The sequence below is a fragment of the Streptomyces sp. Ag109_O5-1 genome (assembly GCF_003814875.1).
Taxonomy (GTDB): domain Bacteria; phylum Actinomycetota; class Actinomycetes; order Streptomycetales; family Streptomycetaceae; genus Streptomyces; species Streptomyces sasae.
The window spans coordinates 11,283,565-11,308,278 of the sequence record NZ_RKQF01000001.1 but is presented as its reverse complement, the minus strand read 5'-3'; the positions used below and the strand labels follow the sequence as shown (position 1 = coordinate 11,308,278).

23 protein-coding genes and 4 pseudogenes are annotated in these 24,714 nt (G+C 68.1%); 16 read left to right on the top strand and 11 right to left on the bottom strand.

Annotated features, from left to right (window positions below; genetic code table 11):
• Window positions 1–95 precede the first annotated feature (95 nt).
• The 4 genes and pseudogenes from EDD90_RS51620 to EDD90_RS59300 form a co-directional block, all read left to right on the top strand.
• Entirely contained in the window at window positions 96–953 is an 858-nt protein-coding gene (locus tag EDD90_RS51620; RefSeq protein WP_123980261.1) for an MBL fold metallo-hydrolase, read from the top strand.
• Window positions 954–1,050: 97 nt separating this feature from the next.
• On the top strand, window positions 1,051–1,992 hold the full coding sequence (locus EDD90_RS51615; RefSeq protein ID WP_123980259.1) for a D-2-hydroxyacid dehydrogenase family protein: 942 nt from the start codon (window positions 1,051–1,053) through the stop codon (window positions 1,990–1,992).
• An 817-nt stretch (window positions 1,993–2,809) separates the two neighbouring features.
• Window positions 2,810–3,454 (top strand): hypothetical protein, encoded by a 645-nt coding sequence (locus EDD90_RS56120; protein ID WP_185149534.1) that lies wholly within the window; start codon window positions 2,810–2,812, stop codon window positions 3,452–3,454.
• A 358-nt stretch (window positions 3,455–3,812) separates the two neighbouring features.
• Window positions 3,813–3,920 (top strand): annotated as a pseudogene (locus tag EDD90_RS59300) (IS5/IS1182 family transposase); the annotation flags it as partial.
• 69 nt (window positions 3,921–3,989) lie between these two features.
• Here the strand turns inward: EDD90_RS59300 and EDD90_RS51600 are convergent.
• The 3 genes and pseudogenes from EDD90_RS51600 to EDD90_RS58160 form a co-directional block, all read right to left on the bottom strand.
• Window positions 3,990–4,424, bottom strand: coding sequence for a VOC family protein (locus EDD90_RS51600; protein WP_123980258.1), 435 nt, complete (start codon window positions 4,422–4,424; stop codon window positions 3,990–3,992).
• Between the two features lie 85 nt (window positions 4,425–4,509).
• Window positions 4,510–5,037 (bottom strand): GNAT family N-acetyltransferase, encoded by a 528-nt coding sequence (locus EDD90_RS51595; protein ID WP_123980256.1) that lies wholly within the window; start codon window positions 5,035–5,037, stop codon window positions 4,510–4,512.
• Between the two features lie 158 nt (window positions 5,038–5,195).
• Window positions 5,196–5,471: pseudogene (locus EDD90_RS58160) on the bottom strand (transposase); the annotation flags it as partial.
• A gap of 240 nt (window positions 5,472–5,711) precedes the next feature.
• On the opposite strand from EDD90_RS58160, the gene EDD90_RS51585 reads away from it, so the two are divergent.
• On the top strand, window positions 5,712–6,041 hold the full coding sequence (locus EDD90_RS51585) for a transposase (RefSeq protein ID WP_123972376.1): 330 nt from the start codon (window positions 5,712–5,714) through the stop codon (window positions 6,039–6,041).
• Window positions 6,038–6,949 (top strand): IS3 family transposase, encoded by a 912-nt coding sequence (locus EDD90_RS51580; RefSeq protein WP_221305076.1) that lies wholly within the window; start codon window positions 6,038–6,040, stop codon window positions 6,947–6,949. The genes EDD90_RS51585 and EDD90_RS51580 overlap by 4 nt, the downstream gene beginning before the upstream one ends.
• 701 nt (window positions 6,950–7,650) lie before the next feature.
• On the opposite strand, the gene EDD90_RS56115 is transcribed toward EDD90_RS51580, so the two are convergent.
• The 4 genes from EDD90_RS56115 to EDD90_RS51555 all read right to left on the bottom strand — a co-directional run bounded on the left by EDD90_RS56115 (window position 7,651) and on the right by EDD90_RS51555 (window position 12,093).
• Window positions 7,651–8,457 carry a hypothetical protein gene (locus EDD90_RS56115; protein ID WP_185149715.1) on the bottom strand — a complete coding sequence of 269 codons (807 nt, stop codon included), beginning with the start codon at window positions 8,455–8,457 and terminating at the stop codon, window positions 7,651–7,653.
• A 139-nt stretch (window positions 8,458–8,596) separates the two neighbouring features.
• Window positions 8,597–9,016 carry a hypothetical protein gene (locus EDD90_RS51565; RefSeq protein WP_123980254.1) on the bottom strand — a complete coding sequence of 140 codons (420 nt, stop codon included), beginning with the start codon at window positions 9,014–9,016 and terminating at the stop codon, window positions 8,597–8,599.
• Between the two features lie 936 nt (window positions 9,017–9,952).
• Window positions 9,953–11,491 carry an ISKra4 family transposase gene (locus EDD90_RS51560; RefSeq protein ID WP_123980252.1) on the bottom strand — a complete coding sequence of 513 codons (1,539 nt, stop codon included), beginning with the start codon at window positions 11,489–11,491 and terminating at the stop codon, window positions 9,953–9,955.
• Window positions 11,492–11,565: 74 nt separating this feature from the next.
• Window positions 11,566–12,093, bottom strand: a complete 528-nt coding sequence (locus tag EDD90_RS51555; protein ID WP_123980250.1) for a hypothetical protein — start codon at window positions 12,091–12,093, stop codon at window positions 11,566–11,568.
• Between the two features lie 102 nt (window positions 12,094–12,195).
• Here EDD90_RS51555 and EDD90_RS58155 point away from each other — a divergent pair.
• The 4 genes and pseudogenes from EDD90_RS58155 to EDD90_RS51540 form a co-directional block, all read left to right on the top strand.
• Window positions 12,196–12,294, top strand: a pseudogene (locus EDD90_RS58155) (alpha/beta hydrolase); the annotation flags it as partial.
• Between the two features lie 198 nt (window positions 12,295–12,492).
• Window positions 12,493–12,621 (top strand): hypothetical protein, encoded by a 129-nt coding sequence (locus EDD90_RS58150; protein WP_260328612.1) that lies wholly within the window; start codon window positions 12,493–12,495, stop codon window positions 12,619–12,621.
• Window positions 12,622–12,733: 112 nt separating this feature from the next.
• A pseudogene (locus EDD90_RS51545) lies at window positions 12,734–13,093 on the top strand (AhpC/TSA family protein); the annotation flags it as partial.
• Between the two features lie 511 nt (window positions 13,094–13,604).
• A complete protein-coding gene (locus tag EDD90_RS51540; RefSeq protein WP_123980248.1) occupies window positions 13,605–14,858 on the top strand; it encodes an IS256 family transposase in 1,254 nt (417 codons plus the stop codon).
• A gap of 122 nt (window positions 14,859–14,980) precedes the next feature.
• Here EDD90_RS51540 and EDD90_RS51535 read toward each other — a convergent pair whose 3' ends face one another.
• Window positions 14,981–15,358, bottom strand: a complete 378-nt coding sequence (locus EDD90_RS51535) for a helix-turn-helix transcriptional regulator (protein ID WP_123980246.1) — start codon at window positions 15,356–15,358, stop codon at window positions 14,981–14,983.
• Window positions 15,359–15,456: 98 nt separating this feature from the next.
• Between EDD90_RS51535 and EDD90_RS51530 the strand changes: the two genes are divergently transcribed.
• Entirely contained in the window at window positions 15,457–16,719 is a 1,263-nt protein-coding gene (locus tag EDD90_RS51530; RefSeq protein ID WP_123980244.1) for an MFS transporter, read from the top strand.
• Window positions 16,720–17,131: 412 nt separating this feature from the next.
• Here EDD90_RS51530 and EDD90_RS51525 read toward each other — a convergent pair whose 3' ends face one another.
• Complete coding sequence (locus EDD90_RS51525) at window positions 17,132–17,872, bottom strand: SDR family NAD(P)-dependent oxidoreductase (RefSeq protein ID WP_221305167.1); 741 nt, start codon at window positions 17,870–17,872, stop codon at window positions 17,132–17,134.
• 794 nt (window positions 17,873–18,666) lie between these two features.
• Window positions 18,667–19,365 carry an SDR family NAD(P)-dependent oxidoreductase gene (locus tag EDD90_RS51520; protein WP_046426084.1) on the bottom strand — a complete coding sequence of 233 codons (699 nt, stop codon included), beginning with the start codon at window positions 19,363–19,365 and terminating at the stop codon, window positions 18,667–18,669.
• A 105-nt stretch (window positions 19,366–19,470) separates the two neighbouring features.
• Here EDD90_RS51520 and EDD90_RS51515 point away from each other — a divergent pair, with 105 nt between their 5' ends.
• The 5 genes from EDD90_RS51515 (at window position 19,471) to EDD90_RS51495 (ending at window position 23,558) form a co-directional block, all read left to right on the top strand.
• Window positions 19,471–20,349, top strand: coding sequence for a helix-turn-helix transcriptional regulator (locus tag EDD90_RS51515; RefSeq protein ID WP_123980242.1), 879 nt, complete (start codon window positions 19,471–19,473; stop codon window positions 20,347–20,349).
• A gap of 190 nt (window positions 20,350–20,539) precedes the next feature.
• The gene (locus EDD90_RS59295; RefSeq protein WP_123982523.1) at window positions 20,540–20,830 is read left to right on the top strand and encodes a winged helix-turn-helix transcriptional regulator; all 291 of its coding nucleotides are present in this window, start codon (window positions 20,540–20,542) and stop codon (window positions 20,828–20,830) included.
• A 73-nt stretch (window positions 20,831–20,903) separates the two neighbouring features.
• The gene (locus EDD90_RS51505; RefSeq protein ID WP_260328611.1) at window positions 20,904–21,149 is read left to right on the top strand and encodes a hypothetical protein; all 246 of its coding nucleotides are present in this window, start codon (window positions 20,904–20,906) and stop codon (window positions 21,147–21,149) included.
• 227 nt (window positions 21,150–21,376) lie between these two features.
• A complete protein-coding gene (locus EDD90_RS51500) occupies window positions 21,377–21,955 on the top strand; it encodes a transposase family protein (RefSeq protein WP_260328610.1) in 579 nt (192 codons plus the stop codon).
• Between the two features lie 373 nt (window positions 21,956–22,328).
• The gene (locus EDD90_RS51495; RefSeq protein WP_123980238.1) at window positions 22,329–23,558 is read left to right on the top strand and encodes an IS110 family transposase; all 1,230 of its coding nucleotides are present in this window, start codon (window positions 22,329–22,331) and stop codon (window positions 23,556–23,558) included.
• A gap of 243 nt (window positions 23,559–23,801) precedes the next feature.
• Here EDD90_RS51495 and EDD90_RS51485 read toward each other — a convergent pair whose 3' ends face one another.
• Window positions 23,802–24,713 (bottom strand): GlxA family transcriptional regulator, encoded by a 912-nt coding sequence (locus tag EDD90_RS51485; RefSeq protein WP_123980236.1) that lies wholly within the window; start codon window positions 24,711–24,713, stop codon window positions 23,802–23,804.
• Window position 24,714: the final 1 nt, after the last annotated feature.

Sequence of the window (24,714 nt, the reverse complement as noted above, 5' to 3'; positions counted from 1 at the left end):
ATCGAACTGCCTTCCCACGCTGTGAGGAGGCCCTGCGCCACGACGGCTACGCCAGCCGCGCGGGCCTCACGCTGCATCTCTAGGGAGGCACCCTCATGACCGCAGGCACGCCCAGCACTCTGGCGTACGAGACCTTTGTGTCGGACGGAGCGCCCCGCGCCGGCGAGGAACGCCTGCCGGAGGGTGACCGGCTGGTGTCCTCGCCGCTGACGTCGACGCTGATCTTCGGTGAGGTCGACGGCGTGCTGGTCGATCCGCCTTTCACCCATGAGCAGACCGAGAAGGTGGGCGACTGGGTGGAGCGGTCCGGAAAGCGCCTGACCCACATCTACAACACCCATGGGGACGGCGATCACTGGTTCGGCATGGCGGAGCTCCTGAAACGGTTCGGTGATGTCACGGTCTACGCGACCCGCGGCACCATCGAGGTCATGCGGCGGGAGGCCACCCAGGGGCGTGCGGAGATGTGGGACAGGCGTTTTCCCGGGCTGATTCCCGACAGCCCTGTGGTGGCCCGTCCCGTTCCCGCCGACGGCTTCCTGCTGGAGCAGGACCTGATCCAGGCCGTCGAGGTCGGGCACACGGACAGCGACGAGACATCCGTTCTGCACGTACCGTCCATCGGCCTCGTGGTGGCCGGCGACGTCGCCTACAACGGCGTACACCAGTACATCCTCGAAGGCGGCGACGGCGGTCTCCAGGCATGGCTCACCGCCATCGACCGCGTCGCCGCGCTAGAACCGCGTGCCATCGTGGCGGGCCACAAGAACAAGCAACTCGCAGACGATCCCGCCATTCTCGACCAGACCCGGCAGTACCTGGTGGACGCCATCCGGCTGCTCGACGACAAACCTACGGCCCGCGAGTTCTACGACCGGATGGCGGCGCTCTATCCGGACCGGCTCAACCGGGGTCCATTGTGGTATGGGGCGGTCAGGCTGCTCGGGGGGTGATGGGGCAGGTGCAAACCTGAGACGGACGAAAGTTCCGCCCCAGCCCGCGCAGCGGCCCGGGCTGTCGGCTCGATTGCCGAGAGCGAGAGGATTACCCATGAGGATCGCGATCCTGGACGACTATCAGAGCGTGGCGCTGGGCCTGGCCGACTGGGATTCGCTCCACGCCGAGGTGCATGTATTCACCGAGGCCTTCGACGACGAGAAGGCGGTTGTGGCGGCACTGGCCGAGTACGACGTGGTGGTGGCCATGCGGGAGCGGACTCCCTTTCCGTCCTCGACCCTGAGTGAGCTGCCACGTCTGAGGTTGCTCGTCACCACCGGTCCCGTGAACGCGGCGGTCGACCTGGGCGCGGCGCGCCGTCTGGGCGTCACCGTCTGCGGTACGGGCTATTTCTCGTATCCGACGGTCGAACTCACCTGGGGGCTCATCCTCTCCGCGGCACGTCTGATCCCGCAGCAAGTGGACTCAGTACGCCGAGGTGGCTGGCAGGAGGGCCTGGGAGCGAGCCTGAGAGGGGCCACTCTCGGAGTCCTGGGGCTCGGCCGACTGGGGACCTCGGTGGCGGAGATCGGGCGTGCTTTCGGCATGCGGACCATTGCCTGGAGCCAGAACCTGACGCCTGCGGACGCCGAGGCGAAGGGAGCGGTTTCTGTTTCGCGAGACGAGTTGTTCACGCACTCCGACGTGCTGAGCATTCATGTCGTACTCAGCCAGCGCACCCGGGGCCTGGTGGGCGAGCACGAACTGGGCCTCATGAAGTCGACGGCGATTCTGGTGAACACCTCACGCGGGCCCGTCGTGGACGAGACGGCGCTGATCAAGGCGTTGGCCGAGAAGAGAATCGCCTCGGCGGCGCTGGACGTCTTCGACCGAGAACCCCTCCCTTCCGACCACCCTCTGCGTTCCCTGCCCAACGCCGTGGTCACCCCGCACATCGGTTACGTGAGCCGGGATCTGTACGAGGTCTTCTACCGAGATGCAGTCGAGGACATCGCCGCGTGGAGTGCCGGAACACCCCTTCGGGTTCTCTTCTGATGGCTTCACTACCGCGGCACGCATACTTGGCTTCGGCTGTGTGTAGTGGCCGCGGCCCCGGTGGACAGAGTGGGGTGGCCCCCCGGAGCGTTCGGTGCCTGCTCTGCTTCAATGCTGTGGTTCATTCGGGTGATTGGTATGCCGAGCGGGTGCGGACCGGCTCTGCGATGGACGAGTTCGCTCGCGATGTTCTCTTCGACCGGCTTCCTGCGGACCTACATGGTCAGCGCATCCAGGATCTTGGGTGTGGGGAGAGGCTGATCACCCGCGCGCTGGCCGGTCACGGGGGTCCGTGACCGGTAGCGACCCGTCACCGCGCATGATCGGCCACAGCTCGGGCCGCCGGGCAGACCATCGCGACCGGCGCACGTTATGCCGTGGACGACGGCTGTTCCCCGGCCACTGTTGCGACTGGCAGTGTGGAGTGGATGACCGCAGGGTCGGCGCCGTGCGGCAAGTCCTGGTACCCGGAGGGCATCTGGTCTTCGCCGTTCCGCGCCCCTGCTTCGAGGCTCCGTACGCGCGATGGAGTGATGACGGAGTCAGCCCCGGGGCCGCTTGGTGGGGGCCTATCTCGCGGAGAATTTCGGTTGGGCGTGTCTGGGCAAGGCAGTACGAGTCTCTTCCGGTCTCGATGATGTTGCTGTCGACCAGCAGGCCCATACGGACCGGCTGAGGAAACGGCCCTATCCCGCGTGAGGCGCAACGGACGGACAACCCGCACGTCATCGTCACCAAGGGAACCGAGGCCGGGCGGAGCCCGGCCTCAACTGCCTGTCATTCCTGCGTTCTTGACGACTGCGGCTTGCCACCCCGCATGATTCGCGGCACCCGGCTCGTCGGCCTGCTGAAGACCAAGGCCCCCAAGCTCGTTGCCGCGGCCTTCGGTATGGACCCGCACGCCGCCTTGATACATCTCGCCGGCCACGCCGCCGCCCCGGGCGTCTGCCCGATCGTCGAGCGGCGGCCAGTGCCTGAGAATCCGCTCGTCATCAGTCTCGCCATGCCGCAAACTCTGATGTATTTCAGGGACCCTTGGAGATCAGCGCAGGGAACCCTCGACCGAAGGAGGGGAACGAGAATGGCCCTCCTGCGACTCGACTGGGTCCTGTCCGGACAGGGTTGGGCCCACTGCATCGTGAGCGACCGCCACGCGGAAGCTGAAGTCACGGCCTCCTATATCACCGCTGCCCCCGAAGAGTTCTTGACGGCATTAACACGTCTGGTCGTCGGCGAGACCGAATGTCGGGCGCAGTTCGAGGCCGAGCCCACCGCCTTCCGATGGATCTTCTACCGTGAAGGCACCAACGTGTGGATCCGCCTGCTGGAGCTGGCCCACGGTAGTGCCCACGACAACACGGGTTCCGAGATCTGGTCCACCCGGCAGGACATCGACGTCGTTGCCCGAGCGGTGATTCGTTGCTTCGACGAGGTCGTGAGGGAGTACGGCGAAAGCCCATAACGCGGCAAGTGGGGTGAGCACTTCCCCCGCACCGAGCTCGAAGTCCTCAGGTCTGCATGGCGCGAGTGTCGAGGCGACCGGCCGGCCTCCTCGGCACCCTCGAAACCGTGAGGTTGCGGCAGCACCTGGCCAGGTCCGCCGGAACACGTGCGCTTTCCTGAAGCTTTCGTTCGAGACGAGCCGAGCGCGGAAGCATGACGCGCCAGCCCCTTCCGCGAGGACGGCCACGACGAGCACAACACCTCGCGCACCAACCGCCGGTGCACCCTGTACCTGCACGCCAAAGCCCGGACCGACAACCCTTCCCACCAGGAATCCCGGCGGATCGCCGTCCGAGCGACCCGGTCAGAGCCACGTCTCCCACTGCAAGGTCCGGACACGCGTTGAGCACGTCTTCGCGCGGATGAAGGCATGGAAGATCCTGCTCGGCATCGCCCGGATGCACCACCTCGCCCTCATGAGCTAACTCCCTCCCCATGCGGGACCAGAGAGGCCCGAGGGAGGCGGCTCCCCACCTCCCCGGCTCGGAGAGCGTTCAGTCGATACAGAACTCGTTGCCCTCGATGTCCAGCATCGGGATGCACGACTCGTTTTCCTCATCGGCGTACAGCGTTTGCACATGGGTCGCGCCGAGCGCGACCAGTCGTGCGCACTCGGCTTCGAGCGTGGCGAGGCGCTCGTCCCCCACAAGCCCGGTGCCGACCCGGACGTCGAGATGGACCCGATTCTTGACGATCTTCCCCTCGGGAACGCGCTGGAAGTACAGGCGCGGGCCCACACCTGAGGGATCACTGCAGGCGAACCATGATCCCTGCTTCTCAGGGGGCAGGGTGCGGTTGAAATCGTCCCAGGTGGTGTACCCCTCCGGTGGCGGCGGGGTGACGTACCCCAACACTTCGCACCAGAAGCGAGCGAGGCGCTCAGGTTCTGCGCAGTCAAAGGTGACTTGGAACTTCTTGATCGCTGACATCGGCGCACCGTACCGCGTACCAGGGGGACCCCGCCGCTCATTTCCCCAGGCGGATCCGCCCGACGTGTCCCCTGGCCACGTCCGCTCAGCCGCCCGCTGTCGGCCCGCAGGTTTTCTCCAGGAGCGTGAACGACTTGGGTACACCGCCCGGCTGCGGCTTATCTGCTTTCTGGCCGACGACCCGGTAACCGGCGTTCAGGTAGTAGGTGTTCAGGCGCGCGTTGCCAGCCAGGCAGTCCAGACGCACGAACGCCCGCCCCTCCGCAGCAACGCGGCGCTCCGCAGCACGCAGCAGAAAACGCCCCGTCCCCGGCGTGGCCCTGCTGCGGTCCACCATCAGCCGATGCACGTAGCCGGCCACCGGCGGCTGCGGTCCCCAGGCATCCTCGTCTTCCCACCACAGTTCCCAGGCTCCGATCACCCGGCCGTCGGCCTGGGCGAGCCAGACCTCACCATTCGCCATGGTCTTACGGAAGTGCTCCTCGTCCAGTTGGCCGGGCTGCCACTGGCCGGTGATTCCCTGGGCGAGCATCCAGCGGGCAGCGTCGTCGCGCAGACGAACGAGAGTGGCGAGGTCGGCGACGCCGGCAAGGCGGAAGTGCAGATCGTTCACGTCGCGATCCTCGCACGGACCCGTACGAGCGTTCGGCGCCGTCCCTCCCGGTCGAGCGCCGGCGTTGCCAGGTCTCATCGACATTTTCGAGCTGACTGATCGCTCAGTGCTGTCCAAAACCGTCGACGAACGTTGCCCGCTCTCGCCTGGCTTGTTCTTCAGGGTCTGACCTGGTTGCGTTCGGCGATGGCGCCTGCGCGTCTGGCCGTCTTGCCCACTTCGTAGCGCGTGGCGCGATGCCCGTTCTTCCAGCTGAGCGGGCGTCCGGGACCGGGCCGGTTGGGTTTCGGGGCACGAGCCGGGTTTGCAAGCTGTGGGCGGAGGTTTCTGAACCCCCTGCGGATCTGGGCCGGGATGAGACGGCCGGGCTCGGTCGGCTTCTCCCAGGGGCGGCGGAGGTCGGCGGTCATCGGTCGGGTAAGTCGGAGTTGGGTGCGGTTCCTTTCGAGGGATAGTTGAGCTGGGAAGACGCTGATTGCCGTGTGGGGCATCGGCAAGCTCCCGTCCGCGGCGTCGGGCAGGGAACTGCCCGACGGCCTGGAGGCAACGCTCGTTGTTGAGTTGCCTGGGGCAGTGGCATGCTGGGGGAGCTCTCATCGGCCGTGTCCCTCATCGGCCGGGCTGTCCCTCCCCTCTTAGCGTGGAGTCCGTGATTGCAGGGGAAGTTGGGGTTCATGGGGTCCAAGCAACGCACGTACACGCCTGAGTTTCGTGAGGGTGCTGTACGCATTGTGATCGAGACGGGCAGGCCGATCCCGGAGGTCGCCGAGGAGCTCGGTGTGCATTCCGGCACGCTACACAGCTGGGTGTCACGGTGGCGGCGCAACGGGTCGGCGTCGTCCGACCAGCCTGCCGAGCCCGCACCGGGCGGGCGGCTGCGCGAAGCCGAGCGGGCCGAGTTGGAGCGGCTGCGGCGGGATGCGGCGGAGAAGAACAAGCGGATCCGCGAGCTGGAGATGGAGCGTGATGTCCTCAAGCGATGCATGGTCCTCTGGGTGAAGTGACCGGAACGGACCCGGCCGCCCTGGCCGCGTTCATCGGTAACCAGAGGGCCGAGCACCACGTCCCGCACCGCCTGGCCTGCCGGGTTCTGGGAGTGTCGGAGTCCTGGTTCTACAAGTGGCGCGACAAGCCCACCACCGCTCGTGAAGTGCGGCGAGGACAGTTGGCCGACGCGATCCGACAGATCTTCGAGAAGTCCGGCGGCACCTACGGTTCTCCGAAGGTCTGGCTCCTCCTGATCCGCGCCGGCTGGCGCGTCTCGGTGAACACCGTCGCGCGTCTCATGGCCGAACTCGGCCTGGCCGGACGGAAGATCCGCCGACGGGGCGGGCTGACCCGCCCCGGCAAACGGCCCGCGTTCGCGGACTTTGTCCGCCGCGACTTCACCGCCGACGCTCCAGATCAGGTGTGGTGTGGCGACATGACGGAGATCGCCACCGGTGAGGGCAAGCTGTATCTGGCCACCGTCATCGACCTGTTCTCGCGCCGCCTGCTCGGCTACGCGATGGGTGCACGTCACGACGCAGAACTCGTCGTTGCGTCCTTGAACATGGCCGCGGCCACCCGTGGCGGCGACGTCAAGGGCGTCATCTTCCACAGCGACAGGGGCAGCGAATATGTGTCCCGGCGCTTCCGCTGGGCCTGCCGGCGTCTGGGCGTGACGCAGTCCATGGGCCGGGTCGGGTCGTGTTTCGACAACGCCGTCAGCGAGGCGTTCAACAGCGTACTCAAGGTCGAGTACGTCCATCGGCACACCTTCGCCACCCGCACCGAGGCCCGCCTGAGGATCGCGACCTGGATCACCGCCTTCTACAACACACACCGACTACACAGCGTGTGCGGTTACCGGAGTCCGATCGACTACGAACACGACCACCGAGCCAACTCCGCCTTGGAGCTGGCCGCTTAGAAGATCTCCACAGTCCGAGGGGATTGACAGAAGAGAACGTTCCCCCACTGGGCATACCCCTTCGGCATGTCTGCACTGCTCCCTAGGTGAAGTCGGCCCCCTGCCACGCGAGTTCACGCCAGCTTCGTAGGGCTGGAAAACTGTCGGACCGCTTCCCGGGGTCCCGTGCCCGTCGTCGGGCGCCCGCCGAGTTGGAGCGCCGTCGGCCAATACGGCATGACGGCACTCTATCGACGCCGCTGCCCTCAGCGGCATTCTTATCGGAGACACCGGCATCCAAGGCCGTATTCGACTGGCGTGGGGTCTGTCAGACGAGTGCCTCTGGCCCGTAGTCGGTGGTGACGTCGAGTAGGCATCCATGATTTCTGCTGGTCAGGCATGGTGTCGCTCGGGGTGAGGCAGGGATGCGGCGTCGTGTGTTCGCTTCATGGCCGAGGAGTGCGCGCTGGCGTCGGTGCTGGGAATGCTGGAGGAGCGGGAGGCGGCTGCCCGTGTGCGGGTGGAGGGTCTGCGGGAGGAAGTCGCTCGGCTGGCCGGGGTGTTGGAGGCTGCGGAGATCGAGCTGGACTGGCGGGTGATCGCGCGGGAGGAGTTGGTCGAGGCGGTGGCTGTGTCCGCGGCTGAGTCCACTGCCGTGAAGAATCCCCAGGTGAGCAACCCAGTTCGAGACGCCATTCGAGGCCGGAAGAAAAAGAACAAGCTCAGCCGATCCCGGACGGGCCGCAGGTCTGAGCCGCATGGAGCGGCGGTGCCAGGGTCAGTACGACTGTCGCGGCGATCGTGGCGAGCCATATTGCGTACAGCACCAACGGCCGCGCCCTGCGACGCGAGAGCAGCCACGCGACCCACCCCGCCAAGGATCCGGCGGCCAGTGCCGCCAACACGCACAGGAGCACCACATTCGCCGACACCGGATGCACGGCCTCGTTCGCCGTGCAGTAGTCGCTGTCGTTCGTCAACGAGGTGAACAGCAGCACCAGGAAGGTCATGAGCGCCGATGACATCCAGGCCACGGCTGCCAGCACCGGATACTGCACCCCGCCAGCCAGCAGAATCCGGGCGAGCAGGGCGCACGTCAGGACAAGAAGCACCGCCACGCCCATGTTTCCATGCCCGTCACGCCACCACGACCACCACAGGAAGGTCGCGACCATCGCTGTCCAGGCCACAGCGGGCAGCGCCCGGTGCGGCGCCCTGGGCCAGGTCCGCAGGGCGCCGGCCAGCAGGACGCACATCAGCAGCAGCGGAACTGCCATCCCCAGCGCTGGCACTGCCATCGCCAGCGTCACCCCTCGCAGGCCCGCGCGGTACTCGCTGACCTGGGGGTCGTCAGCCCAGTAGAAGCCGCTGAACGTCGCGCACACCGCCGTGACGACCACCAGCGCGGCAAGCGCGTGCGCATAGACACGGGCCCGGGGCGCATTCGGGAAGGACGCGGGCCAGAGGATGTCCCGGAGGCGGCCGTCCACCCCCGGCCGGACGGCCGACCTCCACCGATCTGCGATCACCGGACTCACAGCCACTCGCCCTTCGCCCGTCCCGCAATCCGCCACGTCCGTTTCATATGCGATCACCTGCTCTTTCTGTGTGTGGCGAATCGGGCGTTCTGACGTCATGACAGCGGCAGCGGGGGCTGCGCGACGCTGTTCAAGGTGAACAGCTCGTCACCCGGAGCGCGCAGGACGCGGTGCAGTGCCAATCAGCGCCCCGGCCCCTCCGCTGGTACAAATCGGCGCTGAAGCGGTGCGAACCTTTGCCGAGGAAGAGGACGCCATGAGTGTGCGGGATGGCGTACTTCAGCAGGCCGGTGGCGGTCCGGACCGCGTCGTGGCGGCGGGTCTCGCCACCGGCCAGTTCGGCGTGGTCGGCGAGGAAGTACGCCGGCCCGGCGAGTCCGGCGTGCAGACCGGCTTCCCTCAGGCACGACATTCGGGTGATCTCCTGGTCCGTTCCCCACCCGCCGGCCGGCACCCGGCTGGGCGCGAAGCGCAGGCCCGGGTCCGCTATCGCCGCGAGAGGAGCGTAGTGCTGCTCGTCCGCGAATGCCTCGGCGAGAGCGTCAAGCACGAGTTCCTCCCTGAAGTGCCCCGGGCGCCGAAGACGGCGTCCCGCCGGGTGGAACTCACCATCGTTGAGGCCGTGGTCAGCCGACATCCGTAAAACTAAGTAGATCCCTACGGGTTCGGGTACATTCCCCGAGCTACGGGAAACTCGGCCGACACGATCGCCTCTCGACACCGTACCGGTACTACATCCGGAGATCTTGAGGATCAGTGATCGGTGGGATCGGTCGGTGGCGTTCCCAGGGCCGCAGGCGCGGCGGTTGTGGGTTGCCGCGAAGTCGGTGGTGGCTGACCATGGCCCGGGTCTGGTGCAGACGGCGCCACAGGCTCGGGAAATAGCCGGGCCGACCTGGAGGTGGGCCCCGTACCTGGGTCCTGATTAGGGTCGGGGAGCTTAGTCTCGGCCATGTGGGGGTTCATTCACTGCGGGTGGCTGGGGCCGTAGCGTCCGGGATGGGCGGCGCGCAGGTACTGCATGGCCGTGTGTGGGGACAGGCCGAAGGGGCGCGGCGTCGTACTGGGCCACGGTCCAGGCGATGGCCTGGCAGGTGTAGATGAACCAGTAGTCGTACTCGGTGAAACTCCCAGCCGGTGGTGTCGAAACGGAGCCGTCGAATTCGAACGCGGCGAGCGCGGTCTTGGCGCCGGCTTCAGTCTCCGGGGCCGCGTTCCTGTAGCGACTGAACAGTTCCTCCTCGACCTCCGCGATCAGCCCCAGGTGGGCCGCCTCTGCCTCCTCCGCGGCTTGCTTGACAGTAGGGCCCGCACCCGGTCCTCGGCGTACGCCTGGAGGTCCCTTTCACCGTGGGGCTGGACCTTCTCCGCCCAGTAGCGACTGTCGACCTGCCAACCGCTGCCGGTGGCCTCACAGATGTGGAAGAAGGCGAGCATGTTGCCCGTATTCTGCTGGGGTGCGGTTCCTCTGAAGTGACGGTCGGGATCAAGCAGTAAGGCTGTAGTTCTGCAGGTCGGGGCTGGGGTAGAGGCGTTGATGTTCACGGGCCGCGTGGAAGATCCAGTAGTCCTCGAAGTCGCCGTTCGTGATCAGTGCGCGGAGTCGGAGGATGGCTTCGGCCCCGTCCAGTCCCCAGCGGGCGCCGGTGATGTCGAGGCGGTCGGCGATCAGGTGGCGGCATGCGCCTTCGACGGCGCCGGTGGCGATGGGCCAGCCGGCTGCGAGGGCGGTGTCGTAGTGGAGCTGGTCGAGGTGGCCGGTGAGGTAGCGGTGGCAGGTGGTAACTGCCTCGCGGCGGACGGCGGGAATCTGTTCGGCTGCGGCCTGGGCGGTCATCTCGGCGGCGGCTCGGCCGGCGTGTCCGGCGAGGATCGCGGTGAGTTTGTCCGCGGCCCAGGTCTCGGCCTCGCGGCTGCCGGGCGGGTGGAAGGCGTGGGCGGCCGTCCAGCAGTACTCGGCGACGTGGACGAAGTCGAGCAGGACGTTGAGGCGGATGCTGCGGCGGGCGGCTTCGTCCTGGATCAGGTCGAGTTGGTGGCGGGCGCCGTCGACGAGCACGATCCAGTCCCGCAGATGCTGCGGGTCGCGGGCCTCGGCCTGGTCGAAGGCATCGGCGACGACGCGTTCTGGGGGATGGATCACTGAGGCAGTGCACCATTTGTGCTGTGCTGTCGGGCCCGGCCTTGCGGGCCGGTTCTCGCTGCGGCCGCCGGGCGGATGCACGATGTCGTGCGGCCGGCGCGGGGCGGGCGCGGTGTCGAAGACGCAGGCCACCGTCACCATGCGCTTGCGGTTGGGCTTCTCTCCGGGAGCCAGCCGCCCGCGCCGTCCGGCGGCCGCACTCTTGGCCGCGGCCCGGCGGGTGGCCTCGCGCAGGGCTTCGGGGCGCATCACCACGCCCTTGCCGTCGACCTGGAGGACCAGCGGCATCTCGCGGGTGCAGGGGGTGGGGATCTTCACCGTGTAGTAGGCGGCGATGTCGACGGCCGCGGCGACCACCAGCTCTTCGAGACGACGCTTGCCCAGCACTCTTCCGCAGCGTCGCTCGATCGCGGCCTGGGCCTGGTCGAACGAGCCGCGGACCGCTTCCAGGACCGCGAGCCGGGCAAGTCCGCGGGAGTGCCGGCCAGCAGGCAGCGACAACGCTTCGTCGGCCGGGTGCACGTTGGACAGGCCCCGGCCGCGATAGGCGATCCTGTTCACCCGCACCGGCCCGAACACGCAGGTCAGCCAGCGGGGGTGGTTGCTCTCCCGCCAGGTCCGCGCCTGTCCTTCCGGCCCGTGCACCGCCGCCCGCCCCGCGCTGATGCGGGCCGCCGCGTCTTCCGTCCTCGCCCGCAGGTCGAGGTGATCCTGCATCAACTGCCGCAGCAGCTCCCGTCCTTGCTGTTCGAGCAGTTCCTCCAGCTCGTCGTGGGCCATACCCCGCGCCGGGGCGCCGGCCAGCGTCGAGACGAGGCGTTCGAAGGCACCACGGGAGGCGGCATAGGCACCAGGCCCGGATAAGGCGTCATAGGGTTCCATCTGGGGCTCTTCTTCAGCTCTTCTTACGGTTCGTTCGGTTGGCACCTTCGAATCTACGGAGAAGAGCCCCTTGGTCACCCGGAGTTGACGTGGTCGGCGTCCCCATCGTGGCGGGCGAGGGTGAACCGTCCCGGCGCCTCCTCGTCCAGCCAGCCCCGCACCACCAGACGCTTCAGCTTCCCCCGGGTCCCCTCGATCTTCGCCGTGGTGGCCTCCAGCCCGATCCGCGGCACGATCTGCTTGGCCTGCAACGGACCTGGAGCATCAGCGACGATCTCCACGATGTCCCGGTACACATCCGGCAGCACCTGAACGACCAGGCCCTCCCGCCACGGCGGCACCGCCATCACCCCGATGCCGTGAGGCGCCGGCGCTTCCCGGGGTTCCGGCGCATCGCGCGCCTCTGCCTCCGGCGCTTGCTCCGCGGCCGACAACTCCGCCAGTACCTGGGCGACGGTCTCCCGCGTGATCTCCAACCGCGACAGATCAGCCCGTGCCTTCTCCAGTCGGACAGCCAACTCCGCAGCCTCGGCCTGCAGCTCTTCGACCCGTTGTCGAGCCGCGGCCTCCCGCGCCTGGAGCTCTTCCGGCAACGACACCATGGCGCCCCACCTCCACCTCGCCACGGTAGAAGTACGACGGCACCGCCCACACGGCAATCAGCGTCTTCCCAGCTCAACTATCCCTCGAAAGGAACCGCACCCATCGAAGACTGCGGCCACATCATCCCGCTGCACCGGCCGCACGCCCTGCTCACGCTGCTGCATCCGTTTCTGGCCGGTGAGGACGCGAAAGCAGCGTGACCGGGGCGGGGCTGACATTCGATACACGCCCCAGCAGACACGGCGGGTTGAAGAACAAGCTTCGTGCCTGCTCCTGAGGCCCACATGACATGACGGTGGTCGCGACGCTTTGACGAACGGCTCGTTGAATCTTCGAGGTTGTGAGGGCGATCGGGTCCGGCCAGGAACCGAACTGGTGCAGCACACGTCTCCCGCACAATGATCTCTGACGAACGCCAAGGGCATGCGAGCTCCACCGGCCAGACCTCGCTGCCCGCGGTGACTGTGGATCCGCCGAAGGTCAACGACTACAACAGTTTCGCCGAGGCGTACACGGCCGAGAAATGAAACCAACCTCATCAATGCCTACTACGAGCGGCCCGCGATGCTGGTCCTCGCCGGAGAAGTGGCCGGTCGGCGGATCCTCGACGCCGGCTGCGGCTCCGGACCCCTGTTCGCGGCGCTGCGCGATCGCGGAGCCAACGTGAGCGTCTCCCCGCAGATCCCCGACGAGTCACTCACCCTCACCGAGAAGCACAGCCTCGCCTTCGACGTGCTCAGCGACCTCGGCTCGGACACCGCCAAGCAGTACGGCCTCGCCTTCGACCTCCCCGACGACCTCGCCGCCACCTACGACAAACTCGGCTTCGGCCTCCAGTGCGTCAACAACGGCCACCCCCGCACACTGCCGACGGCCGCCACCTACGTCATCGCCTGCGACGGCGTGATCCACTGGGCCTTCGTCGACTCCGACTACACCGCCCGCGCCGAACCCGCCGACATCATCGCGGCCCTGGACAACCTCGGCGAAACCCGCTGAATCCCCTCCGAGGCAAGCTGGATCAGCCTCACCCACGACAGCACCAGACGGGCCAAGTAGGGCTGCCTCAGACCGTCTTCATGTGCGGCAATCTTCATCAACCGGGCCGACACGGTCCATTCCGCAGCAGATCACGCTGCCCTTCCCCATCGTGCGGGCGTTTGCGCCGGCGCGGGCGAACCAGGCGGCTCCCTAAGTTCCAGGCCTCGCCCGGCCGAGATCGCACGAGCCGTTCGCGGCACCATCGTTCCTCACGGGCCTCGGTGTCGCCCAGAGTTCGAGGGCTTGAGGCCGGCAGGAGGTCACCGGGTAGCGGGCTCTCACCACCAACGGCTATGGAGTACACCTTCACCCTCATGAAGAACAGGAAGGATCGGAAGGCCGTTCCGAGCAATGCTCAGGAGTTGTGGATCGGTCCTCGGGGTGGACGCAAAGGACGTACCTTCCCGGGTGATCGATAACAAGCTCACCGAGTAGGCCCGCGTTGCAGCACGGGTCGGGAGGCACGCCTGTGCTCAGCGTAGTGAACGCCGACGGTTCGACCGAGTCCGGCTCCCTGATCGACGAGATCGTCCGTGAGGGCGCCCGCCGCATGCTCGCCGCGGCTCTGGAGGCCGAAGTCAACCAGTACATAGCCGAGTTGGCTGCGGAACGCGACGGGAACGGGCGACGCTTCGTGGTGCGCAACGGCCGCCATCGGCCCCGCCCTGTGACCACCGCCGCCGGTGCCATCGAGGTGGCCGCGCCGCGGGTGAACGACCGCCGCGTCGACGCGGCCACTGGCGAGCGGAAGCGGTTCTCCTCCAAGGTCCTCCCGCCGTGGTGCCGCAAGTCCCCGAAGGTCAGCGAGGTACTGACGCTGCTGTATCTGCACGGCCTGTCCAGTGGCGACTTCGCGCCCGCGCTGGAGCAGTTCCTCGGCTCGGCCGCCGGCCTGTCCGCGCCGACCGTCACTCGTCTGACCAAGCAGTGGAGCGACGACCACGCCGCCTTCCAGCAGCGCGACCTGTCGGGCAGCGACTACGTGTACGTGTGGGCCGACGGCGTGCACCCCAAGGTCCGCCTCAGCCAGGCCCACTCGTGTGTTCTGGTGCTGATGGGAGTGCGCATCGACGGCACGAAGGAGCTAATCGCGCTGGCGGAGGGGCTGCGCGAGTCGACCGAGTCGTGGGCGGACCTGCTGGCCGACTGCCGGCGTCGCGGCATGCGCGACCCGGAGCTGGTCGTCGGCGACGGTGCGATGGGGCTGTGGCGGGCGCTGGCGGAGGTGTTCCCCGCCGCTCGGCATCAGCGCTGCCGGGTCCATAAGATCCGGAATATCGTGAATGCTCTGCCGAAGTCCGCCCAGCCGGGAGCGAAGAAGGCGCTGCAGGAGATCTACAACGCGGAGGACCGCGAGCATGCCGAGAAGGCCGTGAAGGTGTTCGCGAAGACCTACGAGGCGAAGTGGCCCAAAGTGGTGGCGAAGGTCATCAACGACGCGGAGGAGCTGCTGGCGTTCTACGACTTCCCCGCCGAGCACTGGATCCACCTGTGCACCACAAACCCGATCGAATCGACCTTCTCCACGGCCAAGCTCCGGACCAAGGTCACCCGCGGCGCGGGCAGCCCGGCCGCCGCGCTCGCCATGGTGTTCAAGCTCGCCGAGTCCGCCCAGTCCCGCTGGCGCGCGGTCACCGCGCCGCACCTGGTCGCCCTCGTCCGCGCTGGGGCCCGCTTCGAGAACGGCCGGCTAGTCGAGCGTCCCGAGGCCGCCGCCGCCTGATCATGAATGAACGAATCCCTTGACTTCCGCCGTTCTGGCAGGCGGGTGACCGTGCGGCGCGGCGGTGTCGGGGCTTGCTGTGGCCCCCGCCCGCCTGTCTTCGTTCGTCAAGCGGCGCCTCGTCATACCTCTGGGGCCCAGGCCGCGACCAGGTCGAGTAGGCCGGGGAAGCAGGCGTTGAGGTCGTCGATGCGTACGTGACTGCGGCGTTCGAGCCCGTACTGGCGCTGGCGCGTGACCCCCGCCTCTCGCAGCGCCTTGAAGTGGTGCGTGAGCGACGACTTGGGCCGGTCGAAGCCGAACCAGCCGCAGGAGTGGTCGAACTGCTCTGATTCCAGGAGGAGTTTGCGGACGATCGTCAGCCGCAAGGGGTCGCTGAGCGCCCCGAGAACGGTCTCCAGGCGCAACTCCTCGACCGTCGGCTCCGGCAGCGGTTCGGGTAGGCCGGGAGGGGCCGGGAGCACCTTGATGGCGGCTGTGGCGCCCGCAGTCGAAGACATGGGCAGCTCCTCACGACTCGATTCCTTTGTACGACTCCAATCGTACTGCATGCTAAGTTCGACTCAAGTCGTACTGCAGGAAGTCGGAGGGAACAGTCATGTCCGAGACCCGGAAAGCGCCCGTCCAGGCCGTCGGCGGGAGGCAACGACGTGGCACCGCGGAGCCCGGCGGAGGATCCGCCGCTCCGCTGGGGTGGGTATGGCTCGCCGCCTGGCCGGTCACGGCCGTCTTCGTCCTCTCGAACGCGGCAACACCGTTGTACGTGCTGTGGCAGCGCGACATCGGCTTCTCCAAGGGCACCCTGACCGTGGTGTTTGCGTTCTACATCCTCGGGCTCATCGGCTCGCTCCTGGTGTCCGGAGTGGTCTCCGACCGGCTCGGGCGCAAGCCCGTGCTGCTACCCGCCCTGGTGCTCGCCTTGGCCGCCTGCCTGATCTTCGCGACCGCCACCACTGTGGCCGCGCTGATCGTGGCACGGCTGTTCACCGGAATCGCCGTCGGCGCCGTCGTCTCGGCCGGCATGGCCGCGGTGACCGACGTGGCTGGTCCCGAGCGCAAGCGGATCGCCGCCCTACTCGCCTCCTGCGCGATGGTCTTCGGTGCCGGTCTCGGCCCGCTCCTGGCCGGAGTGCTCTCCGAGTCGCTGCCCGGGCCGACCGTCACCGTCTTCGTCGTCGAGGCCGTGCTGCTCCTCACCGCGGTGCTTGCCGTGCTGCGCATGCCCCTCAAGCGTCCCGCGGCGCCCGCGAAGGGCGCCTGGGTGCGGGTGCCCGGCGTGCCGCGCGGCAACGGCCGCCAACTCGCCCTCGGCATCACCGTGTTCGCGCCCGGCATCACGGCCACCTCCTTCATGCTCTCGCTTGGCCCCTCGCTCCTGTCAGGCCTGCTCGGCACCACCAGCCGGATCGCCGCCGGCGCCATGGCCTTCGTCATGTTCCTCGCCGCCACCGGCGTGCAGTTCGCCGTGCAACGCCTCGACCGGCGCACCATCCTCACGGCCGGCGCGGTCAGCACCACGCTGAGCATGATCACGCTGATCGTCGCCGTGCACACCTCGTCGGTGCCGGTCCTCATCGCCTCCGCGCTGCTCGCCGGCGCTGGCCAGGGCATGGGCCAGCTCGGCGGCCTGTCGCTGCTCAACTCCAGCGTCCCGCCCCAGCGCCTCGCGGAGGCCAACGCCGCGCTCAACGTCGGCGGGTACGTCCCGGCGGGGCTACTGCCCGTGTCCGCCGGTTACCTCAGCGACGCCGTGGGCCTGACCAGCGGTGCCACGGTGTTAGGTGCCGTCCTTATGGGCCTCGCGGTCATCGGCGGCCTGGTTGTCCTCGCCAGTCGGCGCCAGGCGACGGAGCCAGCCTGACGGCCGCGAGCCACAGCAAGCCTCGACAGCGCCGCTGATCAACCAATGCCTGCCAGAACGTCGAAAGTCGAGCGAATCCACAACTCTTGACAATTACTCGGACGTTCCCGACCCGCCGCATCAAAGTGCACTGGCAGACATGACCCCGCCCTTGGCATCGCTCACCCCCAACACTCTGTAGTCGTCGTGCTGTTCAGGTCGATCGCGTTGCTCATCCACACAACCGCTCACGCCGTCACCGCTCCCCGTTAGGGCGGCATACGCCCGAAGCGGCGATCCCCCGCCCGGCCCAGGAGGCGCCGGCTACTGCCAGGACAAGTCCGAACACCGGACAGACGAGGACAAGAACCGCCGCAGCACTCCTGAACAGGTCCTCCGAGTGCTAGGCCGCAGTGACGGCCGAGTTCGTGTGTCAGGCGGTGAAGCCGCCGTCTACGTGGATCGAGGCTCCGGTGATGTACGAGCCGTCCGTACTTGCCAGGTGGGCGACGGTGGCCGCGATCTCGGCTGCTTCCGCATAGCGGCCCACCGCCGTGAAGGCGGTGATCACCTCCGCGTTCGGGCCGTCCGAGGGATTGGTGTCCGTATCGGTGGGGCCGGGATGCACCAGGTTGACGGTGACTCCACGCGGGCCGAGTTCTCGGGCCAGCCCCTTCGTCATCCCGATCAGAGCTGTCTTGCTCATCGAGTACAACGCCAGTCCGGGGAAGACCGCACGCTCGGCGACATTGCTGCCGATGCTGATGATGCGGCCGCCCTGGCCCATGTGACGCACTGCCGCCTGGGACGCTACGAACGGCGCCCGGACGTTCACCGCCAGGGTGCGATCGATCTCTGCGGGCCCCAGGGTTTCGAGTGGGCCGACGAGGAACACACCGGCGTTGTTGACCAGGATGTCGAGCCTGCCGAACATCGCGGCGGCTTCGTCCACCGCGGCGGTGAGCGCCTCGGGTACGGCGCTGTCGGCCTGGACGGCCAGTGCCCGGCGTCCTCTGGCCTTGATCTGCTCGACCACCCGGGTGGCGCGTTCCGCGTCGTTCTCGTAGGTCAGGACGATGTCGGCACCCTCATCGGCCAGCCGCAACCCCACAGCGGCACCGATGCCCCGGCTGCCGCCCGTGATCAGGGCCACGCTTCCTTCAAGTCGGTTCATGGCGTTGAGCATTGCTGCCACCGGCGCCCGAGGCTGGCGGGAATCAGACCTGGCGTTCAGCCTCCGGGAGGGCACCATCATCCTGATCACGAAACCTCACTGGAGTGCCGGCAAGTGCCGTGACAGCTCGACCTTGTGGAAATGAGAAAACAGGGCGTCGGCGACTGGGCATCCGCCCCCACCGTCCCAGCCCCGCAAAGTCCCGCCCTGCCGCCGAGAGGGGTCTGCGTTTCGTAGTGAGCCTCCGCCAACTTGAAGGCACAGGTCAAAGGGCTGGCGTGACGGTCTCCCGAGGTTCTCACGCTGGTCGGAGGCGGCGGTCTCCGGAGTAGATCGTCTGTCAGCGGTTGATTTCAAGATTCGTCAGGACGAGCAGGGTGCGCAGGAGGTGGGTGGCGCGGGTGGTCTCCGTGCTCACTCGCAAGTCCAGTGCGTCGCGCAGTAGTTCCGGTCAGGAACCCGAGCTGCCGCAGCATCGTCATCCTTCCGCCATCCCGACGGCGGCATCTGCCTCGGCGACGCTCTCCCCGCCCTTCTGCTTGAGTACAAACGCGGCGACGAGGGCGGCGACCACCAAGAAGGCGGCGGAGATGTGGAACGCCGTCTGGACCGCGCGGTCACCGGGCCCGACGGCGGCTACCGTCTCGACGTGCCGGGCCCCGGCTCGTACGTCCTGATCACCTCGGCCGGAGGTTCCGCCGACGCCAGTAGCGGCAGCGGTTCTCCTGTCCGGGACCGGTCTCGATGTTCTGCCCGTTCTGTTCTTCAGGGCCGGTGACCCGGCACCGCCGGTCTCAGGACCAGGCGATCTCGCCATGGCGGTCGATGAAGCGTCCGGTGCCGGCACCGGGCCCCTCGGTGGCGAGGGCGACGATCGCGTCCGTGCCCTCGGTGACGGTCTGGGAGCCGCTGTGACCGTTTATGTCGGTCGCGGTGTAGCCGGGGTCGGCGGCGTTGACGCGAATGCCCTTGAGCCCTTTGGCGTACTGCGTGGTCAACATCGTCAGCGCCGCCTTCGAGGAGGCGTACAGCGGCACGACGACGTGCGACTCGGACCGGCCGGGGTCGTGGGTGAAGGCGAGGGAGCCCATGCCGCTGCTGACGTTGATGATCACGGGGTCGTCCGAACGGCGCAGCAGCGGCAGGAACGCGGTGGTGGTGCGGACCACGCCGATGACGTTGACGTCGAGGACGGCGCGGGCGTCGGCGGCGGTGAGGTCGCCGGGATCACCGAAGGGACCCTGGACCCCCGCGTTGTTGATCAGGACATCGATCCTGCCCTCGTGCTCGGCGACGTCCGCGGCGGCGGCGGCCACGGACGCGTCGTCGGTCACGTCGACGGGGACGAAGCGTGCGCCCAGCGCGGCGGCTGCCTCCTCACCCCGCTCACGGTCGCGGGCTCCCAGGAGAACGGTGTGACCGCAGGCGATGAGGCGGCGGGCGGTCTCGCGGCCGATGCCCTTGTTGGCTCCGGTGATGAAAGTGATCGTCATGCCTTCGATAGTTGCCTTGACGAGGGAGCCGGACCAGGGACGCTTCGACGGTGGGAAGACCAGTACCACCCTCGCGCCCCCGCATGTGATCGGGGACGCGGGAGGATGGAGAGCATGACGACGACACCCCCCGGAGCTGGACTGGGCGCGACGATCCGCACGTGGCGGAACCGGCTGCCCCCGTCAGCCGCTGGGCTGCCGGTCGCCCGCAAGCGCCGGGCTGTCGGGCTGCGGCGCGAGGAACTGGCCGACCTGGCCGGAGTGTCGGTCGACTACGTCGTGCGCCTGGAGCAGGGGCGGGCCACGACACCCTCGGCGTCGGTGGTGGCGTCCCTGGCGCGCGCGCTCCAACTGTCCACCGCCGAGCGGGACCACCTCTACCGGCTGGCCCAGATCGTGCCGCCGGCGGACGGCACGATCTGCGACCATCTCCCGCCCGGTATGCAACGGGTACTCGTCCGGCTCGGAGACGTACCGGTGGCCGTGTTCGCGGCGGACTGGCAACTGGTGTGGTGGAACCACGGATGGGCCGCCCTGCTGGGAGACCCCTTGGCCTTGCCGCCGCGGATGCGCAACTTCGCCCGCGACAGGTTCCCGGTGGACGTCGATCACACCCCCCTCGCGCTGTGGCCGGTCACCGAGACGGACCCCGACACCGCCGACGCCGCCCTCGTCTCCGATCTGCGCCGCGCCACCGGCCGCTTCCCCCGGGACACCCGCCTGGCCGCGCTGGTCCGCGACCTGAACGCAGGCAACGAGAGGTTCGCCGAGCTGTGGGCGACGGGAGAGGTGACCGCGAACCGCGAGGTCCACAAGACGGTCGATCACCCGTCGGTGGGCCCGGTCACGGTGGACTGCGATGTCCTGACCGACGGCGACACGGAGCTCAAGATTGTCATCATGACCGCCGCGCCGGGCAGCGAGGACGAGACCAAACTCCAGCTCACCACCGTCGTCGGCCCACCGGCCGGCACGCGCAACTGATCCGCCCCGCCCATCGACCGACCGACGGCTCACGGTTTTCGTGACGCACCAAACCGTTGGACACGCACCGACGGGTGATCAGGACGGCCCGCTGGCGGACTGCCCGGACAGCGCCCTCGTTCCGCCTGGCCACGAACCGCGGTGCCCTGTTGACATCACCCTCGCCGCGCTGGGTGGTCGGTGAACGCCGCTGGTAGTCCGCGAGTTCCTACGCCGCGGTCAGACCACATACTCCGAACTGTCCGCCGCCCTGCCCGCTCTCTCGGCCAGGCCGACCCAGTTGACCAGTGCGGGCGTCATCGAGCGTCACCGCACCCCGGACTGGCCTCCGCGCGTCCGCTACATTCTGACCAGCCAGGGCCAGGCGCTGGAACCAGTGGCGCGCAGCATGTGGGAGCGAGGCACAGCGCGACGGGACGCCCTAGTTGGCGGAGGTACGGGCCGAGCGGAACGGACTCGCCGTCGCCGAACGCGTCCTTGAACGGGTGAGCGAACAGCTCGCCAACGAATGAGCATCGGTCACGCCGGCGCCCGGGCAGGTGGGCGGCCGTGCGGTGACGCTGATCCCGCTCCGCACGTCAGGCGTGGAGGAGAGCACACTCCCGCCGGACTACCAGCGCATTCTCGCCGCCGTGCGGCAGGCCGCCGGACCGGTCATGGCCCGGCAGGTCGGTGACGGGCTGGGAATCGACGTCAGCGTGCGGGCCAAGCTGGGACCGCTGCGCGGGAGACTGGTCAGGCTCGTCGACCGCGGCTGGCTGCGCAAACTACCCGACGGCCGGTTTACCACCTGCCTGTGACCAGGGGCGCCAGCGCTTGATGGGGTGGTGGCGTAAACGGGGTGCCCCCGGCGGGCGTTGGAACTGTGTGTCGCGATCCAAAGAACGCGCCGAGGATACCTGGCCTCTTGATTACCAGTGCCCTCTGCCGCTGTCCACGAGCACCGTCAAGTACCTCGCCGATCTACTGCGGCCACCTGAAGGCGATTCGGTCCAGGTGCCGGATCCTGCCGCCCGGGAGGATCACGGTGATCGTCTTGGCCGTGCTGCGCCACGACCAGCGCCTGGCCGACATGGCCGGCGGCAACAATGTGTCCGAGTCCACCGTCCGCCGCTGGCGCGACGAGCTGATCGCCCTCCTCGCCGCGCAGGCTCCGCGCCTGGACCGCGCCCTGAAGAAGGTGGCCAAGCAGAGCGGGGAGGTGGTCCTGATCGACGGCACCCTCATCCCCACCCAGCGCCGCGCAGGAAAGGCCGACCGACGAAACTACTCCGCCAAACACCGCCATCACGGCCTGCACTTCCTCGCCCTGACCGACGAGAAAGGCCGCCTGATCTGGCTATCCGCCGCCCGGCCCGGCCGCACCCACGACAACACCGCCGCCCGCCACGACCACATTCTGGCCCACCTGCGCGCCGCCGGTCTCGGCGCACTGGCGGACCTCGGCTTCCGCGGCCTGGACAACGACGTACGCGACCCCGTGATCGTCACCGGCTTCCACGCCAGCCGCGCCCACAAGCTCACCCCCGGCCAGAAGACCGCCAACCGAATCCTCGCCACCGAACGCGCACCGGTAGAACACGGCTTCGCCCATCTCAAGAACTAATCCCTTTCCAAGAGCACTCGGCGGGAGCTCTGCAGTTCCCAAGGTGTTCGAATCGGGTGCTGGATGCATGCCTTCTCAAGAACGGGCCTTGACGCCTTCCGCCAGACCGGCAGCATCCAGCACCCGCGAGTGTCAACACCCCTGGACCACTCGTTGGTGTTGGTGGTGCGAGCCGATTCCGCGGTGACCTCTTGATACGCCCGAGCCATTCGAGCTCCTACGCAGACCGAGGCCCGTGGGATGTGCTGGTGCCACGAACGGCTCGTGAGGTGGCGGCACGCCGCGCAGCGGTTGATGCCTGGGATTAGTGCGACGCGTGGCCCGCATGCGCTCGTGACCAGCGCAAACATCAGCACATCAGGAAGGAACTGCCTTGATCTACTGTGGAATCGACTGGGCCGAACGCACCCACGACGTGGCCCTGGTCGACGACACCGGCAGGTTAGTGGCCAAGCGGCACATAACCGACGACGCCGTCGGCTACAAGGTCCTGCTGGAGCTGCTCGCCGAGCACGGCGACACCGAGGCGACGCCGATCCCAGTCGCTATCGAGACCTCCCGCGGCCTGCTGGTCGCCGTGCTGCGGACCGGCAAGCGGAAGGTGTACGCGATCAACCCGCTGGCCGCCGCCCGCTACCGCGACCGGCACAGCGTCTCGCGCAAGAAGTCCGATCCCGGCGACGCCCTGGTCCTGGCGAACATCCTGCGCACCGACATGCACGCCCACCAGCCGCTGCCCGACGACTCCGATCTCGGGCGGGCGATCTCCGTCCTCGCACGCGCTCAGCAGGACGCCTTGTGGAACCGGCAACAGCTCGCCAACCAGCTCCGTCCCCTGCTACGCGAGTACTACCCGGCCGCCCTGAACGCGTTCGCCACCTGGACCAACGGCCTGTGCCGACCCGAGACCCGTGAGCTCCTCAAGATCGCCCCGACCTCGACGCAGGCAGCGCAACTGACCCGCGCCCAGGTGCAGGCGGCCCTCAAGCGTGCCGGCCGCCAGCGCGGCATCGAAGCCGAGGCCGATCGCCTCCGTAACATCTTCCGCGCCAAGTGGGCCCACCAGCCACCGCTCGTCGAGGACGCCCTCGGCAAGCAGATGCTCGCCCTCCTCATGCAGCTCGACGCCGCTTGCACTGCCGCCGACCAGCTCGCCGAGGCGGTGGAAGAAGCGTTCCCTCAGCACCCCGACGCCGAGATCCTGACAAGCTTCCCCGGCCTCGGCGTCCAGCTCGCCGCCCGGATCCTCGCCGAAATCGGCGACGACCGCACCCGCTTCGCTGACGCCCGCGGCCTGAAGGCATACGCCGGCTCCTCACCGATCACCCGCGCCTCCGGCAAGAAGTCGAGCATCACCCGCCGCTGGGTGAAGAACGACCGGCTCAACCACGCCGGATACCTCTGGGCCTTCGCCGCGCCGAACGGATCACCAGGTGCCAAAGCCCACTATCGTCGCCGTCGCGACGAGCACGGAGACTGGAACGCCGCAGCCCGCAGGAACCTGTCCAACCGCTTGCTCGGCCAGCTCTACCACTGCCTGCAAAAGCGCGAGTTGTTCGATGAGCAAATCGCGTTCCCCACCGAACTCGCCACCGCAGCTTGACACCTTGGCAACGTGAGGTATCTGGCGGACCCTCACCAAACTCCGCACCGACCCCGCCCGCGCCACCCACCTCCTGCGCGCCCTGCTTGTTCTGACGAACCTCGAAGTCAACCGCTGACGGATGATCTACTCCGCGGACTGTCGCCCACGACCAGCATGAGCACCCCGAGAACCGGTCACACCCGCTCTTTGACCTGTGATTTCAAGTTGGCGGAGGCTCAGTGCTGTGCACTGTGCTGCTCGTCAGTGCTCGCGAGCTCGCAGGCGACGCAGCATGCGGGCGTCGCCGAAGCCGACCGCGCGGGCGGCGGCATCGACCGTGGTGCCGTGGCTGATGAGGTGTTCGGCGCGTTCGAGACGGAGGGTTTGCTGATAACGCAGTGGGGTGAGGCCGCCGGTGGCACGGGTGAAGAGACGGGTGAGGGTACGTTCGCTCACGCCCACGGTCGCGGCCAGGGCGGACAGTGGCATCGGTCGGTCGAAACGGGCGTCGAGCAGGTCCTGGGCGTGGTGCACGGTGTCGTCAAGGTGGGATCGGTACCTGAGCATCGCGCTGGCCTGGGATTCATGGCCGTTGCGCCGAGCGTAGACGACCATGTCCCGGGCCACCTGTGCGGCAACGGCGGAGCCGTGCCGGGTGGCGATCAGGTGCAGGGCCAGGTCGATGCCGCTGGCGATGCCGGCCGAGGTGACCACTCGGTCGTCGGCGGTGTACAGCACATCACGGACGACCGTCGCCCTGGGGTAGCGGCGTGCGAGCTCGTCCTGCACATCGTGGTGGGTGGTGCAGCGGCGGCCGTCGAGCAGGCCTGCTCTGCCGAGCACCTCGGCCCCCGCACAGACGCTGGCGACGGTCCCGCCCCTGGCGTGGTGGTCGTGGAGAGAGCGCAGGCCGGCCGCGCCGACGGCGGGGCTGTCGGCCAGGGTGAACGCCCGCCAGCCGGGCACCACGATCAAGTCCTCGGGTCCGAGCTCGGGCCAGTCGAGCCGGGCCACCAGTGGCAGGCCCTGAGCGGTGGGGACCAGCGGCTGTTCTGCGATGTAGCTGAGTGTGTAGGGGTGCCCGAAGTCGGAGGCCGTGGAGAAGACCTGCGCGGGGCCTGCCAGGTCCAGCAGGTGGAGTCCGGGCACCAGGAGAAAGGCGATGTGGCTCACG